The sequence below is a fragment of the Acinetobacter sp. V89_7 genome, assembly GCF_029967895.1.
In the GTDB taxonomy this organism is placed as follows: domain Bacteria; phylum Pseudomonadota; class Gammaproteobacteria; order Pseudomonadales; family Moraxellaceae; genus Acinetobacter; species Acinetobacter soli.
The window spans coordinates 18,906-39,869 of record NZ_JASCAJ010000024.1; the positions used below are offsets into that span (position 1 = coordinate 18,906).

The window sequence follows — 20,964 nt, forward strand, 5'->3', positions numbered from 1 at the left end:
CTTATTGTTCCTTTTTATTATTGGGCGCAATTTGGATGCTGTTTAAAATAAAATCGTGTAACTGAAAGACTTTCTTTTGACTAATCGTAGACTCTAGTGGTTCATCATCATGAACTAGTTCAGCACTTTCCAAGCTATAATGAATAAAAGGATCATTATTATTTTCTAAAGAACCCATATACTGCCAAGCCGCCGATTCAAAACCTCGCTCAACAAAACCTCTACGGTGAGCATGGCCGAATATCTCTTCACCAGCTAAACCGTGAATTTCTTTCTTTTGCTCTCTTAAATTTGTTGTACTCATCATTGCTTTAAAAATGAGCGGTGCATTCGCCTCATTTTCCTTTACCATCTCAATTAATGGACGATCTGATTCAAGTCTTACTCGATGTTCGATATCTACTCTAACTCTTGGATAACTAGGGAATTTGAAATGTAAATATCCTCCCCCAAATGGAATGTTTTTGCTCATATCGTCTAAAATAAAAAAATCCTTCCAACATAAACCGGCTTGTTCTTCGCCTTTAGCCGATTTTATTTTTATACTCCTTAAAGTTTGTTTCATGTCCTCAATGGCCTCATTCAATAAATCATTACTTGCTCCACTTTTAAGAACAACTAATCTTCTCGGGCCTAAATAAAGGTAACCATAAACTTCATAAGCTGATGTAACATACAACCCATCTCGAAAAACAATAATATGACTAACAGAACGGTTAAGCTGATTTACTGGACCTAGTATTTCTTGTTTCAATAAAACACCTTCTGTTTCATGTGGCTCATGCTTTAAATACTGGATCTTGTCATTAATCAGTTTTTGATATGCTTCGTATGTTTTTACACTTTCATCTACTTCTATATTACTGCCGTTATAGTTGAAGTTACTGTATTCAACTTCTGTTTCTTTCGGAACCGTTAATTCAATTCGGCCGAAACACACTTTTTTAGGATTACGATAATCGATCACTTTAATTCCTTCTTGTTCTTTTTCAACATTTGAACACGCACTAAAAGAAACTACTGTTAATAAACAAAGTGTTAAGCACTTCAATACATTCATTCGTGACTTTCCTTCGTATTTTATTCTGGAGAAAAAACTTCTATGTTTAATGCAGTCATTGCATCTTTGGTAAAAACTGTGGTTTTTCCATCTTCACCAGATACCCCCTCAAAAACTTGACCATCTTCTGCCGTAATCCGATATTTCAGGTTCTTTGCAGGCTCGCCATCTGGATAATGCAAAATAAAATGCTCGTCGTATTGCGATTTTAATTCTGGCATTGCGGGTAGTTCGCTAGAAAGAGAAGCCCCACTTTTGGCTTGAATTTGGCCCGCTTTGAGTTCCATCAAGCCTGGGCAAGCAATTTCTATATTGCCATTTTGAATTTTGATATAGCCACCACCAGCGGTAATCAAGATTCCTTTGCCACTTTCGATTCGAACAAAATCATTAAGTGAGTAAACATGCATTAGTTGTTTAGAAGATAAAGTCATTTTTCCCTTTTGAGCGGCGACCTCTATATCTCCCTCACCCGATTTAATTTTGATTCCAGCGTGTTTGGCAAATAAACTAATTTTATCGAGTGCCTTTGCAATCCAGCTTTTACCCGTAAAAAATTGCAGATTTTTTGGTGTACTCAACTCGATATTATCTTTTGATGTCAGTTGCAGACTCTCTTTACTATCTAAAATCAGTGCAGATTCACTATGTAATGCAACAAGTGCATCGTTATTGTCTGCCCATGATTCAAATTTTTCTTTTAATGACTTTTGCGCTTCTAAATCAGGCTCATCAACTTCGTGAGCTTGAGCAAGTTCTTTAAAGTATTGGTTACTTTTAGTGTGAAAATGAAGATTTTCTTCGATACTGGATCTTGTGAGCTGCTCACCTTGTGCCTGCTCAGATGCTTCCGATGTGAGAAGTATTCCTTTTGAAGCACGGATAGCGCCCCAATCATCTGTTCTTAACTCGAACCCTTCTCCACGCCCTTCACTCTCAGTCTTGTCTTTAGGGTGGCTTAAATGACCTAAATTGAGCTGTGTACTCCCATGGCTACTATGTAACTGCGCACTGATTTGTCCTGTTGTGTCGTCGAAGCGAAGTTGGTTGTAACCTTCCCCAGCGACTTCTTTTGAGCGAATACCACTTAATTTTTTAGTCTCTGGAAGTTGCCCTTTAATATCAAACTTAGTTGGTGAACGATGAGCTTCATGAATTCGCCCCGTTACGAATGGCCGATCAATATTTCCATCAAAAAAGTCGATTACGACTATTTCACCTACACGCGGTAAGAAGCGAGCCCCATAACCTTCGCCAGCCCATGGAGTAAGTACATCCACCCATGCCGAATCTGTGTCACTTTCATTTGAACCCGCACCACCATCATGTTCGTGATCTTCAGTACGTGTAAATAAAAAACGGACTTTGATACGCCCCCACTCGTCGACATGAATTTCTTCAGCTTCACTGCCGACTACTCTGGCACGCTGGACATGAGCGATTGCCCGATGTTTTAAAGGATCATACTCAGGCACAATGTCGATATTACGTCGAATCAGCGTAAGCTTATTGGCTTGTCTTTCTTGAAAACTATCTTGATGAATTGACCAATGGTTTAAGCTAAGCAGTTGTTGTATTTGATCTTGTATATCCTTAGGTAAATTATTCTGATTGTAAAAATGCTTACTCACAATCAAAAACTCTTTATCACTTTCATTATGATTTTTATCTAACTCGGGATGATCGACTAACCTGAACCAATATCCAACCTGAGTATCCCGGACGCTACTAAAAGCAGTAAATGACTTTGCCTGTAATGCCTGATACAGATGAAGCTGTTTATTGAGTTTTTCAAGCTGGCGACTGTCCGATGCAGTGGCTTGATCTTCACCGTTTAAATCGGTCATCCATGCTGGGGAAATGTTCCATGCCTGTTCAAGACTAAGGCTCTCATTGCCATGTTGCTGGCTGTGTTGATGATTACTTAAGACTGAACCGCTGGCATCTTCTTGAGATAAAGCATCTGCTTGCCAGCGCTGTACGTAAATAGCAGTTGACTGTAATTGGCGTTGTGCAATGAGGCTGGTAATGCTGTCTTGTTGTTCGGTGGCATGACTACGGTGATAACGAATAGAACTACGCTCTAAGCAACTATATTCGGTATTCTGATCGACTAGGCGAAGGTACTGCGGTTCGATCGCTTGAGTTTGACTCATTACCAGATAATTAGATTCGTCAATGAGCCAATTAATTGCTTCTTCACGCATTAAACGTGTTAAATACGTATAGTCACTTTCATTTGACTGCATCGAAAAAGGTCGAATATCGTACTGTTTATTGGTGAGATGGCTGGTGTCTAATTTAAGGGTTGCGGCAAAGAGTGGGCTTTTGCTTTGCCACTCTCTAAAAACAATTTCAATAATCTCGACTACACTCTTGTTCATAAATACACGGCTGTTACGCCGTTTATGCCATAAGCTCGTCGCATCTTGTAGCCGTAGCCGATACAGTGTTAATGCACCATCACTTTGCCCTTGGCTTGCTTCGGTAATAATGCCCGTTGTTCTAAATAATTTTCCGGTATCTGTAACTTGATCGATTGCAGCCTGACATCCGATGAATTGTTTTAAAGAAAGATATGGATTTGTTGAAATACAAATAAGCTCGACAGACAGCCCATCGTTAATGGCGTGATAGCCATCGATACGCTGTAACATGATGTGATGGTTTAATTCTTGATTTGAAAACTGAATACTGATTGCACGTTTTTGCTGATTGAAACCCAACTTATCAAGAATGCCAAAAATACTATTTAACATTATTGTGTTTGCCTTATTATTGATCAATCCAGATTACCAGAACCATCTGTCTATCTCAATTTTGTGTACTTAATTTTTTGGACATCGTAATGCAAGAACTAATACCTTAATTTTTTTAACTTTCTAATAATTAATTATTTTCAATTTTTTTGATGAACTTAGGTCCTTAAGCCAAAAAATTCTAAGCTCTTCATCTTGAATCACTGCTAAGTATTTATAATCAAAATATAAAATTTCCATCATGACTTTAATATCTCTATGACGTCGTTATTTGACGCTCAAAAATTTTCTAATAATTCAAATCTCACAACATATGTTAATATTCACAATGGTTTTATATAAATTTAACGATCAGGCTGAGTAATGAGTGTAGTACTTCAAGATTTTGCAGAAAATAGTTCTGGTTCTTACGAGGCAGAATCACAGCAAGATACATTTAAAAAACAAATACTTAGTGAAAATAAGAAGCCTAAGATTTTGTCATTGTTTACTGGCTGCGGGGGGCTAGACCTAGGCTTTCATATGGCTGGCTATGAAACAGTTTGGGCAAATGATCTTTCTAAATGGGCATGTGAAACTTTTAAAAAGAATATAGCTGACGTCATTGTAGAAGGAGATATTGAGCAAATAGATCCTTACGATAAAAATATTCCTGATTGCGACATTATATTAGGTGGGTTCCCATGCCAAGACTTTTCTATGATCTGGAAACAACCAGGCCTAGAAGGTGAGCGTGGAAATCTTTACAAAAGTTTTCTCCGATTCGTTGATGCAAAAAAGCCTAAAGTATTCGTTGCTGAAAACGTCAAAGGGTTATTAACTGCAAATAAGAAAAAAGCAATTAAACAAATTATTGAAGACTTTGAAGCAATTTGTCCAGGATATTATGTGCAAGCAAAACTTTATAATTTTGCTGAATATGGTGTTCCTCAGCTACGAGAACGTGTATTAATTGTTGGAATTAGAGTAGATACAGGTTTTGATTTTAAACATCCAACTCCCACTCATGGACAGGATTCAATCAAAGGACTAAAACCATTTGTGACAGCTGGTGAGGCAGTAAAAGATATTCCAGCGAATGCCACTAATAATGAGTTACTACGTATTAGTCCTAAAACAGTTGATATGCTGAATTTAATCCCTCCAGGTGGTAATTTTACAGATATTCCAAAAGAGCACCCCTTATATGTAAAAGGTATGATTAGTCATGTCTATAGAAGAATGCATCCGGATGAACCATCTAAAACCATTATTGCTGCGGGTGGTGGCGGAACGTGGGGCTACCACTACCCAGAACCGCGTGCCTTTACCAATCGTGAAAGAGCACGAATTCAATCGTTTCCTGATAATTTTGAATTTATTGGGACAACTACAGAAGTTCGACGACAAATTGGTAATGCGGTTCCTCCTCAAGGAGTATATGAACTTGCAAAAACCATTTTACCAATTTTTAGTAATAGTTATGAAAAAGTTGATTTATATGAACGTTTTGAGAAAGAAAAAAGCGCTCACTTTCAAGATAGACTTAATAAGATTAAAGGTTGAAAATGGAACTTATTTTTTCAAATTTTTCTCCAGCAAAAATCACTAATAAATCTTTGCAAGATACTTGGTTAAAGTTATTTAAATCTGCTGATGAAGTATTAATTGCGACGGGTTATATTTCTAATGATTCAATAGAAGACCTTCATTCTATTCTTCAACAGAATCCATACTTCATAAAAAATATTCAAATATTAGTAGGTATGCATTATTTAGAGGGATTTACTAAGCTTCAATATGATAGCTTGATAAAATTAAATAATTTTTTAGTTACCACTAATAGAGGTGCTGTATATATATCTGAGTTTATGAAATTTCACGGTAAATTATACTCATTTAAGACTAAAGAGAAAATTGATAGTTTAATTGGATCTGCTAACTTTAGCTGTTTTATGAACAATCTCGAAAGAACATATGAAACTATGTTACATATAGAAGAGCAGATTGTAGCAAATGCAGTGTATAAAGATATAAAAAAAACAATTCAAGCCTTAGGAACTTTGATTTCTGATGCCCCTACCCCATCAAAATTTATATTACATAATTTGCATTTAGATGAGCATTTAGGAGTAGAAAAAGTTACTTTAGAAAAAGTTAAATCATTATTTGAAAAACCCTCAAAATATAATTTTAAAATTCCTGTAAAACCTACAGATAAAAGCAATGTAAATGCTTATCTGGGTAAAGGAAGAAAAGATCAACGAGGATTTATTATACCACGCTCATGGTATGAAGTTGAGCTTATTGTTTCTAATACGACTACCTCTCAATCAGGTTATCCTGTAAAGCGCTCTTTCTCCGTAATCACTGACGATGGATGGCAATTCAAATGTAAAACATCTGGTGATTTCTCAAAAAACTTTAGATCAGAAGATGATTTAAAAGTCTTAGGTAAATGGATAAAGGGAAGGTTAGAAATAAATGGTTGTTTAAAAACAGGACAAAAAATTACTACTGATGTATTATTAGAATATGGAAATAATATAATAGATCTTAGGTCAACAGATGATCCGAATTTGTGGCTATTATCATTTAAAGGTAAATAAATGTATTTAGAAAATTATTTAAGTTCCTTACCTCAATATCAGCGAAAATCAATACAAGAGGTTTCAAAATCTTTCTCAGAGAAATTAAAAAAGACGGATCCTAAAAAAAAAATTCGTAACACACTTTTATTAGGTAACGTTCAAAGTGGAAAAACTGGACAAGTTCTTGGACTAGTAAGCTTTTTAGCTGATGAAAACTATAAGTTTTTCATTTACTTAACTACTGACAGTGTGGATTTGCAAAAACAGACTCTTGAACGAGTCAAAATTAGTTTAAAAGATTTTTCAGTTTTATCAGAAAATGATATTCATAATTTTGATGATTCCTTCCGATTAAATAAACCGATAATTGTGGTTTTAAAAAAGAACAGTAGAATTCTAAAAAAATGGCGTGATACATTAAGTAGTAAATCATATCTTAATGGATATCAGCTTATTATAATTGACGATGAGGCTGACGCAGCAAGCCTTAACACAAAAACCAGCAGCCAAAAAGGTATAAGTACCGTTAATAGTTTATTAGCTAATATAAAAAATACTTGTAACCAATCAATATTTATTGAAGTAACGGCTACACCTCAAGCAATTCTATTACAAGATAAAAACTCAGATTGGTACCCAGAGTTTACGCAATATTTTGAACCTGGTGATGGATATATAAGTGGTAATTTTATATTTACTGAACCACAAAGTTTTGTAACACGCTTTATTAGTGAAGAATCTGAAAATGCAAAAGATGAAAGCTCAGAAATACCAGAAGGGCTAAATCAAGCTCTAAAAAGTTTTGTAATTACATGTGCTGAGTTTTATCTAAACTCACAAAGTAATTGTAATTTTATTGTCCATCCAAGTGTACGTATCAGTGATCATCAAGCATTTGCAGATAAAATTATTGAACATCTAAATTTTATGACTTTTGCTTTAAATGATGGCTTAGATTTGTCAAGTGAGTTTTTATCTATATGGCAAGATCTCAAAATGACAAAACCAGATATCAATCACTTTGAAGATATATATCAAACGATAATCTTTCTCTTAGAAAATCGATGTATTCAAATTTATACATTAAATTCTAAAACTGAAACAACATTTAATATAAATAAAGGCTACAATATTATTATAGGTGGAAATGTAATTAGTCGAGGATTAACTATTCCTAAACTTCAAACAGTATATTACAGTCGAATATCCAAGGTTCCAAATGCAGATACTTTCTGGCAACATTCAAGAATTTTTGGTTATGATAGAGAAAAAAGTTTACTAAGGCTATTTATCCCCAATGATATTTATAAATTCTTTATTGAATTAAATTCAGCTAACAACTTATTAATCAAACAATCTTATGATAATGATCAGAAGAAAATACAGATTATTTATCCAAATAAAATTCAACCCACAAGAAAAAATGTATTGAATGATAAAAGCTTAAGATTAATTGCTGGTGGAAAAAATTATTTTTCAGATAATCCAGACCAAACAAATCTTAATTATATTAATTCATTATTGGATGATCTTGATGATTATATTCAAGAAAATAAAGATTTATATCAAATTGACTCAGAATTTATGATTTCTATTTTAAAAGCATTAGGAACCTATAACAAATGGGACTGGGATATTTCTAAATTTATTTCTTGTATAAATGCAATAAAGAGTAAACGACCAAGCATTAAATACTACTTACTAATAAAAACAGATCGTAAAATTTCCAAAGGAACTGGAACAATGCTATCACCAAATGATCGAAAGATCGGTGATACTAAATCTGATGATATTATTCTTACTCTTTACGAAGTAACTGGTGATATTGAATCAAACTGGAATGGAAATCCATTCTGGTTACCTAATATTAAATTCCCCCAAAATATGATATTTTGGGATGTAAATTCTTAAAAAGTTAATTTTAGAGGTTGTTTAAATTTGTACTGAGAATTCTTTCTCTTAGTACAAATTATACTATAAAAAAGATTGATCTAATTTATGGTTTGCACTTGTTGATTACAATTTTTTCTCCGCTTGTATTCTTTACTTGCGCATTATTGAGAAACAACTAAATTTTTTCAGTTTTTATCCTGTAAGTTGTTTAGGTAAACCACGTTACTGAACAAATCTATCTAATACTGTGACAACACGTTCAGCGGGTAGTGATGATATATCAAATTTAATTCCTAGACATTTTTTGATAATTTCATTCACATATTCACTGCGATACAGATTGTCATTCATAAATCGAGCCTCCATCAATGATTGGCTTGAACCACCACTTCCAATGACTGTGCAATACACTTGGGAATAAATCACTTTTGGCGACATGGCAGATTTAAGCACATCAAACAGCGTATTCGATAAATCATTTTGTGATTCCAACCATGACCTTGACCACGAATACGACCAGAACATTTCCAAAAGTCAAATTGTATATATTCTTTCAAGACACCATTCAAAATCTCAATGACAGTAGCTTCTCGCTTACGCCAACCTGTACTTCCTCTATAGTAGCTGGCTTTGCTGAGCCCACTTGAACAACAGGCTTTTATGACTGACAATTCAAATAAAATTACCGTATTCACACAATCTCGCCGATCTGCTATCACCCCCTTTTTTGCAAATAGTTTTTTCATTGTATGGTTTTCCAGACTGAGTTCAGCAAACATTTTTTAAGTTTAATATTTTCTTTTTTAACTCACGCATACTCTTGACACCAAATACGTCCATACCTTCATATTTTTTGCATACACCATAAACGATATTGCCAATATCATATTTACGATAAATATCATTAACCCTCATTCCATTACAGCATTAAAGTCTTTCAATATACTTATAATTTTATTTTATAAATCTTGATTTTTTATGCAGCCCCTCCTTCTCGCATCTTAATAGAAAATTCTACTTATAGAGCTTTTTTTGAAGAATTTTTATAATTAAAGTTCATTATATTTTTTTAATTCTACGAAAGATTTCGCTTGAAAGGGTACCAACAAGAAACCAAGCAACCATCCAACACTCAAGGGCAAAATAGCAGCACATAAATATATAGCTAAAATTTGAATTAAATTTAATTCTTTGTAAAAACTCATTAGTAAATACAAAAGACCTAATGTAATAGAGGCGTATATTAAAATCCAAATAGTTAAACAAGTATAAATAAAAGGCTTAACTACAAATTTCCGCAGAATATAACCATTACTAATAAGATCTTTTTTGATAAAAATAGGAAAAATAGTATGTCTTGATAAACGAAAAGCTCGTTTACGTTCCTTTCTACTCATACAATATCTAAGTAGATACAAATCCTCTAAACGGCTGTTATAAAAGCGATTTAGTAAAACTATTTCCTTTTGCTGATTAGTAATTATTGCATAAGGATGATCATCATTTACACCCTCAATCTGAACTTTAAAATTAGTTAGCAAGTCTATTGTTGCAATTTCCTCTTCGTAATCAATTTTTGGTGAAATCCACTTCATAATCCAGTTAATCACTCCCAATTTCTCTATCAGAGTAATGAAAGGTATCAATAAACCAATCACTGTTAAAATGAGTGCTATCCAGTGAATAATAGTAGTGTCTAAATGCAATGATTCTGCTAGTTGTATAAATTGATTTTGATTCATTTCTTAATTTTCACGTAATACTCCCAATCCGATCTTGTTTTTTATTCTCATATAGATAAAATGAGATTAGCAACTAGATTGAAAATTTTGCTATACTATCATAATAAAATTATGCCTTAACAACTATCTTTTCCATCTTCAACAGATTTAATTATTTTCTGGTTATTGTTTTCTATTACGCAAATTCTTGCTCTATATGTATGATTGATAGTACCAAGAGTAATCACATACGGCTGATTTTTTTCAAAATTACTTAATGGAATCAAAACACAACTTTTTTCCGAAATTGGTAAATCGACATTATCAAAAGATTTTTCATAAATAGTTTTGTAATCTTGAGTAAAGTTAATTTTAGCCAATTCAACTAAAAAACTGACCTTATTATCATTTTTCGACTCATTTGTATAAACGCATAAGTTCGCATCTTTGATCTTAGTGCTTAATTCTTCTGATTGCTTGTTACATGCAATAAGTGCAAAAACAATTATTAAGTTTATTATAAATTTATACATTTCAAGATCTCGGGAGCAGTTTTTTATCATAAGGATTCAATAAAAAACTTCTCAATATTTGTTCTACATAACCTTGCAATTTTAGACTTACTTGATGATGTTTACGATTAGGGTTGACATGTTGTAAATACATTGCATCAAACCAAAACTCAATGATACGTCCTTGCTGTTCAAAGTTAAAATCCTGAAATTTTTTATTTTTATCTCGACCTACTAGGTCAGTATCATATGCTTTTAACTCTCGATCTCCGGAATCGACAGAATTAACTTGTGACGTATATCCTCCGTTACATAATTGTTTTATGGCAAGCCAGCCATTAGAAACTCCCATCTGATACTGCCAGATATGAGTCATTTCATGAATAAACCAGTGCCTATCAGCACCAGGTGCCTTACTATAATCCGGAGTATTTAAATACTCATCTTTAGGCAAATAAATTTCACCCGCAGGTGTCATAGCATTACCTGTTCGAGTGTGTATTAAACCTCCAAGATGTATCCAAACTTTGGAATAATCAATTGAGTCTTTAAATATAAGTTTCGACATCTCGATTTCGCCCGATGTCATTTTTCTTTTCGTATTAAGTTTTATAACAGTTGCATTTTTCTTCATATCTCCATCAATTTTTTTTAATTTTTCGAAATAATTTGATATAAGATTACTAGTCATGATTATGTTCCTTAGAGATAATTCTGATTTCTATTTCCTCAAACTGATCACTAGTAATCAATTGAGTAAATCCATCGTGATCACTCTTACCATGAATTACATTGCCATTTTGATGAATCTCATAACAGACATTAGCTAAAGGCTCATCTGTTAGCTCATCTTTCAATACAAAACGTTGACCATATGCCTTAATTGGTGAAATAGTTCCGCTACTTTTTATATCTCTTGAGTTACCAATTCCATTTGATAATACTGCAAGATCAGATATTTTTATGTATTTTGCTCCACATGTTGCTTTATCCCCCACAGCAACAATACTTTTACCCCCAACGAGCATAAATCCTTTATTTGAAGCAATAGCACGTGCTTCAATCTTACACTTTGGACAAAAATGAGGCATACCATCGAGATGGACAGCTTTTCCTTCCACTAAAAATGTATGATCACCAATTATAATTTGACCACCATGGTCCGTCATGCAACCAACTGTTATTAATGCTTTCATTTTTCAATATAAATTTATCTTCACGTTATGCAAGAAAATATTTAGCTCACTTACAATATCTTCTATATTTTAAAAATTGATTTTTATCTATCTTTTTAAATATATCCATAAAGTAATATATCGTCAAATTAAAAAAATAAATATCTCTGTGATATAAGATTTTAAATTCATTTTATAGGCTAATTAAATACAGCAATTACTTTTCCAGAATAAATATTTGATATGTCTTGTTTTTTCATATTAAGAAATCACTTTATATAAGTTCTAATGTAGCTACAACCACCAGTTATACTCAACGTTTAAAATTTGAAAAAACATCCAATTGACTAAACCCACCCTAAATTTTATCATTCTCCTACTGGCCTACATTGCCAGTCGGTTTTAGCAGACCGTTTCATACAGCGCATCAGGGTATAATCTTCTGAGTCTTACCCACATGCGTAAAACCTTCTCGTCCCCCTTTGCGGTAGAACGGGAGGGGGACGCGTCCGCGCGTGCTGGTTCTGTATGTCCAGTCTGCTAACCCCTTTTCGTTCTGCCACCATTATTTAGCAGTAAGTTGGTAGAGCTTCTTGATACATACAGGAGCAGTCACCATGACTCACATCGCCCGTTTATTTCTTTGTTTATCGCACCCGCTCGTTTTGTCTTTATGCTTATCCAAACGCAGATCGCCCATACCTTCATGATCTTTTTTTAAATTCAGATCACGGCATATTTACGTTTAATTTTTAATATTTGGAATGCTTTTCCATAGGTTCGCTTGCCCAAAAAAACTCTAGCGCCAAAAAAATCATTCCATCATAAAAAATAAGGATAACAATAGATGAAAGGCAAAATACTCGATTATTCCGTTCAAACCAATACCGTCATTATTCGTACCGAAGACCAAAAGCATTATTCATTTTTAGGCGCTGTGTGGCGTGAGTGGATTGTCCCCATGCCGGGCATGCATGTATCTTTTGAATTAGATGCGCAAGGCGAAGTAAGTGAGGTATTTATCGATGTGCCCACCGACGAGCCACCTATTGCGCCAACAGACCATTCACACACGGTTTTGGCCAAGGCCAACGCCTACAATATACGCGCTGCGCAGCATCAAAAAAATTTAGAAAAACAAGCCCGCTACCGCACCTTAGACTGGGTGTTAAAATGCATAAAGCACAGCTTCGATTTTAAAGGCCGTGCCCGCCGCCGCGAGTACTGGTCATTTATGGGGTGCTATACCCTGCTCGGCTTAAGCCTGCTGGTGTGTTGCCATGTATTTAACTTGGAAAATAGCCTGTTTTGGGGCGTTATGCTCGCTATGCTCATACCTGCGCTTGCGGTGAGTGTGCGCCGCCTGCATGACATTAACCGCACGGGGTGGCTATTACTTATCAATTTAGTGCCCATCGTGGGTATTGTGATGGTGATCTTTTTCTTTACCCTTGAAGAAGGCGATACGCACAGCAATCGCTATGGCCCAGCCTCAAAGTAAAATGTGTTTAGTGCAAGGCATTCAGGAAGTGAGCGGGTTGCGTCACTTCCCTTCACTGCGCTTATTTTGGCGCATTTTGGTCGGGTTCGTCTTGGGTTTCTGCATCATTTAAAAACTGTGCCGAATGCTTGGGTGCAATTAAGGGCGCCGTAGGCCGTGGGTGGGTATTGGTGTACTGCATGCCCACACTGGCATACATATCGTCGGCTGCAATTTCGGTTTCATAGCGCTCTTCATCGCGCTCACGAATTTCACGGGTAATCTGCAGAATCTCGCGCTCATCGATGCCCAGCTCTTTCAGCACGGCCCCGCCAAACACAATGGCAGACTCAAAAGTCTCGCGCAAAATATAATCGACATTTTGCTTAACCAAATACAGCGAATGCTCACGGTCGTAAGATCGAACCAGCAACTTGGCCAGTGGAAACTCATGCTGCACCAGATCGACAATTTGATTGGTCATCTCTTTCTGATTCACACACACCAAGATCGCTTCGGCATGTGCCGCTCCGGAGGCCTGTAAAATATCCAGCCGAGAGCCGTCGCCATAGTAAATTTTAAAACCGAATCTCTCGGCATTTTTGATCATGTCAATATCGGTATCAATAATGGTCACATCTACCCCGCGTGCCAGTAAAAGCTGACTGGTGACCTGCCCAAAGCGCCCAAAACCAATCAAGAGCACACTGCCGCAAAGGTCTTTAGCCACCTCAACCTCATCCAGTGAATGCTGGCTTTTCTCTTGGGTAAAGCGCTTAAGCAAGATGCCGAGTACCGGTGTAAATACCATCGAGAGCACCACAATCGCAGTCAGATTGGCTTTGGTGCTGGCATCAATCACCTGTGCGCTGGCCGCTGCGGCAAACAGCACAAAGGCAAACTCGCCGCCTTGCGCCATTAATACCCCACGATCAAGCGCCTCATGGTGCGAACTGCGGGTCATGCGTGCCACGATATAAATCATGAGAGTTTTTACCGCCATAAAAGCCAGCACTGCCGCCAAAATAAATGGCCAGTTCTGCCTTACAACGGTCAGGTCGAGCGACATGCCCACACCCAGAAAAAATAGCCCCAGTAAAATTCCCCGAAAGGGTTCGATATCGGCTTCAATCTGGTGTCGAAATGTCGATTCCGACAGCAACACACCCGCCAAAAATGCACCCATTGCCATAGAAAGCCCACTCACCTGCATCAGTAATGCTGCACCCAGCACCACCAACAGCGCGGCCGCAGTCATCACTTCGCGGGCTTTAGAGGCAGCCAGCAAACGAAACAGCGGATTGAGCAGCCAGTAGCCTGCGGCAATCAGGCCGGCAATGGCAAGTAACCCAATGCCGATACTTTCAAGGCGCGAGCTGGTGGTTTCGATCACGTGCGTAGGCGCCATAAAGGCCACCAAAGCCAGAAGCGGTACAATCAGTAAATCTTCAAACAGCAAAATCGAGACAATTTTTTGCCCTTTGGGCTGGTTCAGATCGCCACGGTCACCCAGAAGCTGCATCACAATGGCTGTAGAGGTCAGTACAAAGCCTGCCGCCGCAATAAAGGCAATTTGCCACTTCAGGCCAAACAGCATGGCGGTGCCGGTCAGCGCCAGCGCACAGGCCACAATTTGCAAGGTGCCCAAACCAAAAATCTGACGGCGTAGCCCCCACAAATGCGAAGGCTGCATTTCAAGCCCGATAATAAACAGGTACATCACAATGCCCAGCTCGGCAATGTGTAAAATAGAAGCCGGATCTTGAAAAAAAGCCAGCCCAAATGGCCCGATCACCAACCCCGCAATCAGATACCCCAGTACCGAGCCAAGACCAAGCCGCTTAAATATCGGCACCGCAATAACGGCCGCCGCCAGTAACACCACAGGCGCCAACAGACCAATCGAATGCGCTTCCTCGCTCATGCTGTTTTTCTCTTTTTTATGTTTCTTGGTTTGACTATAGGGCGAAATGCATGAATTCAAAAGCACAATTTTTTTCTATGTAAGCCAGTATGTGCTGCAATTGCACACAGTTTATGCACATAACACCGCGCAATACTTGACCTTTGCTAAGCTTCCTGTAAAATTCAGCCTATTCAAAGATGCCGGCATAGCTCAGTTGGTAGAGCAACTGACTTGTAATCAGTAGGTCCACAGTTCGAATCCGTGTGCCGGCACCATCTTCCCTTCTGTTGTTCTTCTCTTTCTCTATTTTATTTTCTTCGCTTATTGCTTTTCTGCGGCAATTTCGACGTAACGAATCACGCCATCGTCATATAAATATCGACATAGCTTCGCGGTCATCTGTATTTTAAGCAGGTCGAGTGTGTGATCTGGTGTACCCTGCCGCTGTGTAATGTAATCTGCAAATCCGTTTAAAACTGGCGTACTGATATCACGCAGTGTTAACAATTTAAAGCCTTGCTGCTCAATGCTTTGCTCAAGGCGCTGCTGGTCGTGTAATTGTCTTAAATCGACATCGGCCGCCCGAAGTAAATAATAATATTTCTGTTTTTGCCACATCGATAATTTATACCACTGCGCTGAAAGCATCAGGGTATGAAAGCCCAGCCGTCCGTGTGTGGCAAGTACGCGTTTGGTGGACGTTAAAAATGCCGCCAAAGGGCTGTGATAGGCAGCATCGATACATAAAGCTACATCGAAGGGCTGCGAAAAAACAGCCGGATCGAGCGCCAGAAAAGACCCTTGTAATACCTGATCGACTGCGGCCAATTGGCTTTGCATCCGCTTTACCTGTGCCGGCTGTAGTTCCACGCCCGTGACATGTTGAACATGATGCACGCTGAGCCAGTGCTGTAAGCTGGCGCCCTGACCACAGCCCAGATCGAGCAGGCGGTCATGCGGCTTTAAGCTGACCGCAGCGGCCAGTTGATCGGCCAGTTGTGCACAGGCCGCTGGGTAGTCGGCGGTCTCTTTCCAGTACCCCAGATTACTCCATGCCAGTGCGCGCGCATCGCCCAGCGCCGCCGCATTAATGGCATATTTATGCGGTAGGCGGCGTGTCAGGGCGTGCGGTAGCTTCATAGTTTACTCACCTAATAACCAGACTTAATAGCCCAGTTGCGGTGCCACTTCTACTTTAGGTTTAACCCCGACAAATGGCAGCGGCGCACCAAAAATTTCTGCAATATTCATGGCAGAGGTCACTGCCGATTCTAAAATCGGTAAGCCATCACACGACCACGAACCACAGTAAAACACTTTACGATCTGGGTCTTTATGGCGCTGTTGCAACTCTTGGTTAAGCGCTACAGTTTGCGAATCGACCACAGCACGCGTCAGCTTCACCGACGAAATCACTTTTTTCGGATCGATTGGAGTAACCGGGCGCCACGTTTGAAATACTGGAGATTTACCCACCAAACTTGGCTCGACGGCGTTCATCCATACAGTAAACTGTTGACGGGTAAACTTACGGTCCATCATGTAGCTCAGTACTGACCAGTCCTTACGCTTTGGCGGCATTACGGTGCTATCGGTATGAATCACCAGATCACCCTGCTCAAAACGGAATTGCTTTAACAGCGCCAAATCGTCTGCAAACTGTGTAGTATTTAAAAACACATCAATTTTATCGGTTGGTGTGGCCACCACCACACGATCAAAAAACTGCTGTTCGCCCTGATCATTTTCGACCAGTACTTTTTCGCCTTGCTGTTCAACCTTCACAATCGCAGAGCCACTACGGATGTCGATACCTTGAATCAAACGGTCGACAAATGCCGGCGTGCCGCCTTGCATACGCAGCAAGGCATCGCCATCGGTTAACTGACGTAAAAAGGTCAAAAGTGGTTTTGCAGGCCAGTCGCCAATGGTTTTTGGGTTACAGGTACAGATGGTATACAGCACCGGCATCACGGCGCCGTGCCAAAACACTTCTTCGATATCGTTTTGGTTAATAAACTCGGCAAGGGTAATATCTTGATTTTTAGATTTGAAAAACTGGTTAATCGCGGTTTTTAGCTGCAACATGCCTTTGACCAGTCGCCAGCCATACTGCTTGATGCCCTTACGGTTGTTAATGATTGGAAAATTTCCAATGCGGCTACGCGTTGTGGTCAACCATGTTTCGGTTTTGTCTTCAAACAACCAGCTACACGCCATGTAGGTACGCACCGGAAACATGGTCATACCCAGGTGCGTGGCCAAACTTAAGGTATTTTTCCATAAATACGGATTCATCACACGCAGTGGCGCATCGATGTTTCCACCCTCAAATTCAATACTATGGCTATCCATTCCTCGACCAGGAAGGGCTTCAAATATCGTGATTGCATGTCCTGCATCTTTTAAAATTCTTGCGGTCGCAAGGCCTGCCATGCCGCTACCTATAATTGCGATATCCAAAATGATGTTCCATTCGTGAGAATATTTCTTTTGATTATGACCCACAAAATCTTAAAATGCGGTATTAAAAACTACCAGATTTAAGGGTTTTGTGCGGCGCGCCTCCTGCAATCTTTTGAGGTTTTTCATATACATATTGAAACAATTCATTAATAAAGTATTACAGATATAAAAATGGCAATCAAAACTCTGCTTTATTTAAAAAGCTGATAAAAAAAAGTAAGATAAATTAACCAATTTTTTTGTAACAGCACTTTCATCATCTTAAATTTTGAGCTATCATGCTTCAAAAATGAGAACCACATCACATTAATTAAATGAGGGTTCCAAACAATCAGTGCATGAAAATAATGAAACAACAGCGTACGGCTCTTTATCAAAATTGATAAAGGGCTTTTTCTTTGGCTCTGCTTCAACGTCCTGAATACAGCACGGTGTATGACGAGCATTTGGCGTTGACCAAACTGATCAGGCTGCTCCTGCCTTTGGGTTTTGTCGAACAATAAAAAACCCGTTATGAATGGGCATAACGGGTTTTAAAGGATCAGCTATGAAACCTACTCAGAAACATCGATACACAGGTATTTCATTTCCAAATATTCTTCAATTCCGTGCTGGGAACCTTCACGACCTAAACCGGACTGTTTTACCCCACCAAATGGTGCCACTTCATTGGAAATAGCGCCGGTATTGACCCCAACCATTCCATACTCAAGTGCTTCGCCCACGCGCCACTGACGCGCTGCGTTTTGGGTAAACACATACGCAGCCAGACCAAACTCGGTATCGTTGGCCATTTCAATGGCTTGCGCTTCGGTTTCAAAGCGGAATAACGCAGCCAGCGGGCCAAAGGTTTCTTCTTTAGCAACACGCATGTCTTGGGTAACACCACTGAGTACCGTTGGTTCAAAGAAGGTGCCGCCCTGCGGCGCGAGTTTGCCACCGATTTCGACCTTAGCGCCCTTTTGGGTGGCATCATCGATATGCGACTGCACTTTGGCTACGGCACGCTCGTCGATCAGTGGCCCTTGCGTCACGCCATCTTCACGGCCATCGCCCACACGTAAGCCTGCCACAACTTGAGTCAGACGTTCGGTCAACTGGTCATAAATACCCGCTTGAACGTAAATACGGTTGGCACAGACACAGGTTTGACCGCTGTTACGGAATTTGCTGGCCATAATGCCTGCAACCGCCTGCTCTAGGTTGGCATCGTCAAAAATGATCACCGGCGCATTGCCGCCCAGCTCAAGCGAGAGCTTCTTGATGCTTGGTGCGCACTGCTGCATCAAGATACGGCCCACTGGCGTAGAGCCTGTAAAGCTGAGCTTTCTGACCACATCGCTTTCACACAGGGTTTTGCCCACTTCCACTGCATCACCGCTAATGTTGAGCAATACATCTTGTGGCAAGCCTGCTTTTAAAGCCAGTACTTCGAGCGCATAGGCTGTCAGTGGTGTCAGGTCTGCCGGCTTCACCAGCATTGAGCATCCGGCAGCAATGGCCGGCGCTGCTTTACGGGTGATCATGGCCGCCGGGAAGTTCCACGGTGTGATGGCCGCCGTAACACCAATGCCCTGCTTAATCACCAGTAAACGCTGATGCGCAACGGTTGGCGGTAAAATTTCGCCATCAATGCGGCGCGCCTGCTCTGCAAACCAGCGAATAAACGAAGCAGCATAACCAATTTCACCACGCGCTTCTGCCAGTGGCTTGCCTTGCTCGGCAGTTAAAATCTGTGCCAGATCTTCCTTATGCTCAAGCATAAGGTTGTGCCACGCCCACAAAATATCGGCGCGCTGCAAGGCAGTTTGGGTTTTCCACGCCGCTTGCGCTTTTTCCGAACGTTGAATTGCGGCTTCTACAGCGGCGCGGTCACTGGTTTTTACCCAAGCCAGTGATGCACCTGTCGCGGCATCTTTGACCTCAATTGCTGTACCAGTTGCAGGTGCAGTAAACGAGATATCCGGATGTGCGAGTAAATACTGTAAATTTTCTTGAATCATGCTGTTTGTCCAACTGCTGTGCTGTAGGTTTCTGCATTCAACGCTAAAACACCTTGTTTCAAGATTTCAAGACCAGAACGGAACTGTTCAGTCGGAATCGTCAATGGATACAAGAAACGGATGACGTTGGCATACTTACCACAGGTAAGTAATAACAAGCCATGCTCCATGGCATAGGTTTGTACGGCTTTGGCCTGTTCCGCTGTTTCAAATTCTGCGGCAACCATTGAGCCTAAAGCACGAATATCGATAATCGCCTGATCGGTTGCTTGCTGAAGCTGCTCAAGTACACTCACCAGCTCTGCACCGAGTACATTGGCACGTTCGCACAGTTGCTCTTCTTCGATGGCATCAATCACCGCGTGTGCTGCTGCAACCGCAATTGGGTTACCTGCATAGGTTCCGCCCAAACCACCCGGGTTTGGTGCATCCATCACTTCTGCACGGCCAACGACGCCTGAAATCGGGAAACCACCGCCCAAGCTCTTGGCCATGGTGATGAGATCTGCTTTGGTTTCGTAATGATCCATCGCATAAACTTTACCTGTACGGGCAAAACCACTTTGTACTTCATCGGCAATCAGTAAAATACCGTGTTTGTCACAGAGTGCGCGCACGCGTTTTAAGAAATCGGCCGGTACAATATTAAAGCCGCCTTCGCCCTGTACTGGCTCAAGTACAATCGCTGCAACGTCGTGCGGTGCAACGTCTTCACTGAAAATGTTGTCGATACTTTCCATTGCGGCATCGACAGTAATACCACGTGATGCAACTGGATAGCGCGCATGGAACACACCGCCTGGCATTAAACCGAAATCACGTTTGTAAGGTGCTGTTTTACCGGTCATGGCCATGGTCATGAATGAACGGCCGTGAAACGCATTACCAAAGGTAATGATGCCTTGGCGACCCGTGTATGAGCGTGCGATTTTAACTGCATTTTCAACCGCTTCTGCACCTGTAGTGAAAAATGCGGTTTTGGCAGGGCCTGCAATCGGTGCAAGTGCATTAATACGCTCTGCAAGCGATACATAGCTTTCGTATGGTGTAACCTGATAAGCAGTATGTGTGAATTTTTCAAGCTGTGCTTGAACGGCAGCAATCACTTTCGGATGACGATGACCCGTATTTAACACCGCAATACCGCCTGCAAAATCGGTAAAGGCATTGCCTTGTGCATCCCAGATTGTGGCGTTTTCAGCCTTGTCTGCATACCACTGGCACATCACACCCACACCACGTGGAGTTGCTTGCTGTTTACGCTGATTAAGTGCAGAATGTTTAGTGTCCATCTATCTATCCTCTAGTGTTATTCATTACAGCTTTGGTCACACATTCCCGCCATCTTTTACAGGATGCTTTACAATAGCTGTCTACCACTGTAATTTCGCGCGTCTTGCGTCGACTGACGAGAGCCAT

General features: G+C 39.7%; 16 protein-coding genes and 1 tRNA gene. 5 read left to right on the forward strand and 12 right to left on the reverse strand.

Annotated features, from left to right (window positions below; all coding sequences use genetic code 11):
• Window position 1: 1 nt before the first annotated feature.
• Window positions 2-1,060 (reverse strand): T6SS immunity protein Tli4 family protein, encoded by a 1,059-nt coding sequence (locus tag QLG00_RS05835; RefSeq protein WP_282470646.1) that lies wholly within the window; start codon window positions 1,058-1,060, stop codon window positions 2-4.
• Window positions 1,061-1,080: 20 nt separating this feature from the next.
• A complete protein-coding gene (locus tag QLG00_RS05840) occupies window positions 1,081-3,819 on the reverse strand; it encodes a type VI secretion system Vgr family protein (protein ID WP_282470647.1) in 2,739 nt (912 codons plus the stop codon).
• A 363-nt stretch (window positions 3,820-4,182) separates the two neighbouring features.
• Here QLG00_RS05840 and QLG00_RS05845 point away from each other — a divergent pair, with 363 nt between their 5' ends.
• Genes QLG00_RS05845 through QLG00_RS05855 form a run of 3 tightly spaced genes read left to right on the forward strand, consistent with a single transcriptional unit; the run spans window position 4,183 to window position 8,300 of the window.
• On the forward strand, window positions 4,183-5,364 hold the full coding sequence (locus QLG00_RS05845; RefSeq protein WP_282470648.1) for a DNA cytosine methyltransferase: 1,182 nt from the start codon (window positions 4,183-4,185) through the stop codon (window positions 5,362-5,364).
• A 2-nt stretch (window positions 5,365-5,366) separates the two neighbouring features.
• Window positions 5,367-6,407, forward strand: a complete 1,041-nt coding sequence (locus tag QLG00_RS05850; RefSeq protein ID WP_282470649.1) for a restriction endonuclease PLD domain-containing protein — start codon at window positions 5,367-5,369, stop codon at window positions 6,405-6,407.
• The gene (locus tag QLG00_RS05855; protein WP_282470650.1) at window positions 6,408-8,300 is read left to right on the forward strand and encodes a Z1 domain-containing protein; all 1,893 of its coding nucleotides are present in this window, start codon (window positions 6,408-6,410) and stop codon (window positions 8,298-8,300) included.
• 204 nt (window positions 8,301-8,504) lie between these two features.
• Here the strand turns inward: QLG00_RS05855 and QLG00_RS05860 are convergent, their stop codons facing one another.
• The 5 genes from QLG00_RS05860 to QLG00_RS05880 form a co-directional block, all read right to left on the reverse strand.
• Window positions 8,505-8,774: a hypothetical protein gene (locus QLG00_RS05860; protein WP_282470651.1), complete on the reverse strand. Its 270-nt coding sequence runs from the start codon at window positions 8,772-8,774 to the stop codon at window positions 8,505-8,507.
• Between the two features lie 557 nt (window positions 8,775-9,331).
• On the reverse strand, window positions 9,332-10,024 hold the full coding sequence (locus QLG00_RS05865) for a hypothetical protein (RefSeq protein ID WP_282470652.1): 693 nt from the start codon (window positions 10,022-10,024) through the stop codon (window positions 9,332-9,334).
• Window positions 10,025-10,140: 116 nt separating this feature from the next.
• Window positions 10,141-10,536: an NF045616 family extracytoplasmic (lipo)protein gene (locus tag QLG00_RS05870; protein WP_282470653.1), complete on the reverse strand. Its 396-nt coding sequence runs from the start codon at window positions 10,534-10,536 to the stop codon at window positions 10,141-10,143.
• Between the two features lies 1 nt (window position 10,537).
• Window positions 10,538-11,206 carry a hypothetical protein gene (locus tag QLG00_RS05875; RefSeq protein WP_048765326.1) on the reverse strand — a complete coding sequence of 223 codons (669 nt, stop codon included), beginning with the start codon at window positions 11,204-11,206 and terminating at the stop codon, window positions 10,538-10,540.
• Window positions 11,199-11,711, reverse strand: a complete 513-nt coding sequence (locus QLG00_RS05880) for a PAAR domain-containing protein (RefSeq protein WP_048765324.1) — start codon at window positions 11,709-11,711, stop codon at window positions 11,199-11,201. Before QLG00_RS05880 ends, QLG00_RS05875 begins: the two co-directional genes overlap by 8 nt.
• An 826-nt stretch (window positions 11,712-12,537) precedes the next feature.
• On the opposite strand from QLG00_RS05880, the gene QLG00_RS05885 reads away from it, so the two are divergent.
• Window positions 12,538-13,191: a DUF805 domain-containing protein gene (locus QLG00_RS05885; RefSeq protein WP_282470654.1), complete on the forward strand. Its 654-nt coding sequence runs from the start codon at window positions 12,538-12,540 to the stop codon at window positions 13,189-13,191.
• A 61-nt stretch (window positions 13,192-13,252) separates the two neighbouring features.
• Here QLG00_RS05885 and QLG00_RS05890 read toward each other — a convergent pair whose 3' ends face one another.
• Window positions 13,253-15,094 carry a monovalent cation:proton antiporter-2 (CPA2) family protein gene (locus tag QLG00_RS05890; RefSeq protein ID WP_282470655.1) on the reverse strand — a complete coding sequence of 614 codons (1,842 nt, stop codon included), beginning with the start codon at window positions 15,092-15,094 and terminating at the stop codon, window positions 13,253-13,255.
• A 181-nt stretch (window positions 15,095-15,275) separates the two neighbouring features.
• On the opposite strand from QLG00_RS05890, the gene QLG00_RS05895 reads away from it, so the two are divergent.
• Window positions 15,276-15,351 (forward strand) — tRNA-Thr (locus QLG00_RS05895).
• A gap of 46 nt (window positions 15,352-15,397) precedes the next feature.
• On the opposite strand, the gene QLG00_RS05900 is transcribed toward QLG00_RS05895, so the two are convergent.
• The 4 genes from QLG00_RS05900 to gabT form a co-directional block, all read right to left on the reverse strand.
• Window positions 15,398-16,216, reverse strand: a complete 819-nt coding sequence (locus QLG00_RS05900) for a methyltransferase domain-containing protein (protein WP_282470656.1) — start codon at window positions 16,214-16,216, stop codon at window positions 15,398-15,400.
• 24 nt (window positions 16,217-16,240) lie between these two features.
• The gene (locus QLG00_RS05905; protein WP_039909778.1) at window positions 16,241-17,539 is read right to left on the reverse strand and encodes an FAD-dependent oxidoreductase; all 1,299 of its coding nucleotides are present in this window, start codon (window positions 17,537-17,539) and stop codon (window positions 16,241-16,243) included.
• 557 nt (window positions 17,540-18,096) lie between these two features.
• On the reverse strand, window positions 18,097-19,545 hold the full coding sequence (locus QLG00_RS05910) for an NAD-dependent succinate-semialdehyde dehydrogenase (protein ID WP_088458765.1): 1,449 nt from the start codon (window positions 19,543-19,545) through the stop codon (window positions 18,097-18,099).
• Window positions 19,542-20,837, reverse strand: a complete 1,296-nt coding sequence (gabT, locus tag QLG00_RS05915; protein ID WP_282470657.1) for a 4-aminobutyrate--2-oxoglutarate transaminase — start codon at window positions 20,835-20,837, stop codon at window positions 19,542-19,544. Before gabT ends, QLG00_RS05910 begins: the two co-directional genes overlap by 4 nt.
• Between the last annotated feature and the right edge of the window lie 127 nt (window positions 20,838-20,964).

Excerpts from the sequence above, each read along its gene's own strand:
- QLG00_RS05835 (WP_282470646.1), bottom strand. The coding sequence starts at position 1,060 with ATGAATGTATTGAAGTGCTTAACACTTTGTTTATTAACAGTAGTTTCT.
- QLG00_RS05840 (WP_282470647.1), bottom strand. The coding sequence starts at position 3,819 with ATGTTAAATAGTATTTTTGGCATTCTTGATAAGTTGGGTTTCAATCAG.
- QLG00_RS05845 (WP_282470648.1), top strand. The coding sequence starts at position 4,183 with ATGAGTGTAGTACTTCAAGATTTTGCAGAAAATAGTTCTGGTTCTTAC.
- QLG00_RS05850 (WP_282470649.1), top strand. The coding sequence starts at position 5,367 with ATGGAACTTATTTTTTCAAATTTTTCTCCAGCAAAAATCACTAATAAA.
- QLG00_RS05855 (WP_282470650.1), top strand. The coding sequence starts at position 6,408 with ATGTATTTAGAAAATTATTTAAGTTCCTTACCTCAATATCAGCGAAAA.
- QLG00_RS05865 (WP_282470652.1), bottom strand. The coding sequence starts at position 10,024 with ATGAATCAAAATCAATTTATACAACTAGCAGAATCATTGCATTTAGAC.
- QLG00_RS05870 (WP_282470653.1), bottom strand. The coding sequence starts at position 10,536 with ATGTATAAATTTATAATAAACTTAATAATTGTTTTTGCACTTATTGCA.
- QLG00_RS05875 (WP_048765326.1), bottom strand. The coding sequence starts at position 11,206 with ATGACTAGTAATCTTATATCAAATTATTTCGAAAAATTAAAAAAAATT.
- QLG00_RS05880 (WP_048765324.1), bottom strand. The coding sequence starts at position 11,711 with ATGAAAGCATTAATAACAGTTGGTTGCATGACGGACCATGGTGGTCAA.
- QLG00_RS05885 (WP_282470654.1), top strand. The coding sequence starts at position 12,538 with ATGAAAGGCAAAATACTCGATTATTCCGTTCAAACCAATACCGTCATT.
- QLG00_RS05890 (WP_282470655.1), bottom strand. The coding sequence starts at position 15,094 with ATGAGCGAGGAAGCGCATTCGATTGGTCTGTTGGCGCCTGTGGTGTTA.
- QLG00_RS05900 (WP_282470656.1), bottom strand. The coding sequence starts at position 16,216 with ATGAAGCTACCGCACGCCCTGACACGCCGCCTACCGCATAAATATGCC.
- QLG00_RS05910 (WP_088458765.1), bottom strand. The coding sequence starts at position 19,545 with ATGATTCAAGAAAATTTACAGTATTTACTCGCACATCCGGATATCTCG.
- gabT (WP_282470657.1), bottom strand. The coding sequence starts at position 20,837 with ATGGACACTAAACATTCTGCACTTAATCAGCGTAAACAGCAAGCAACT.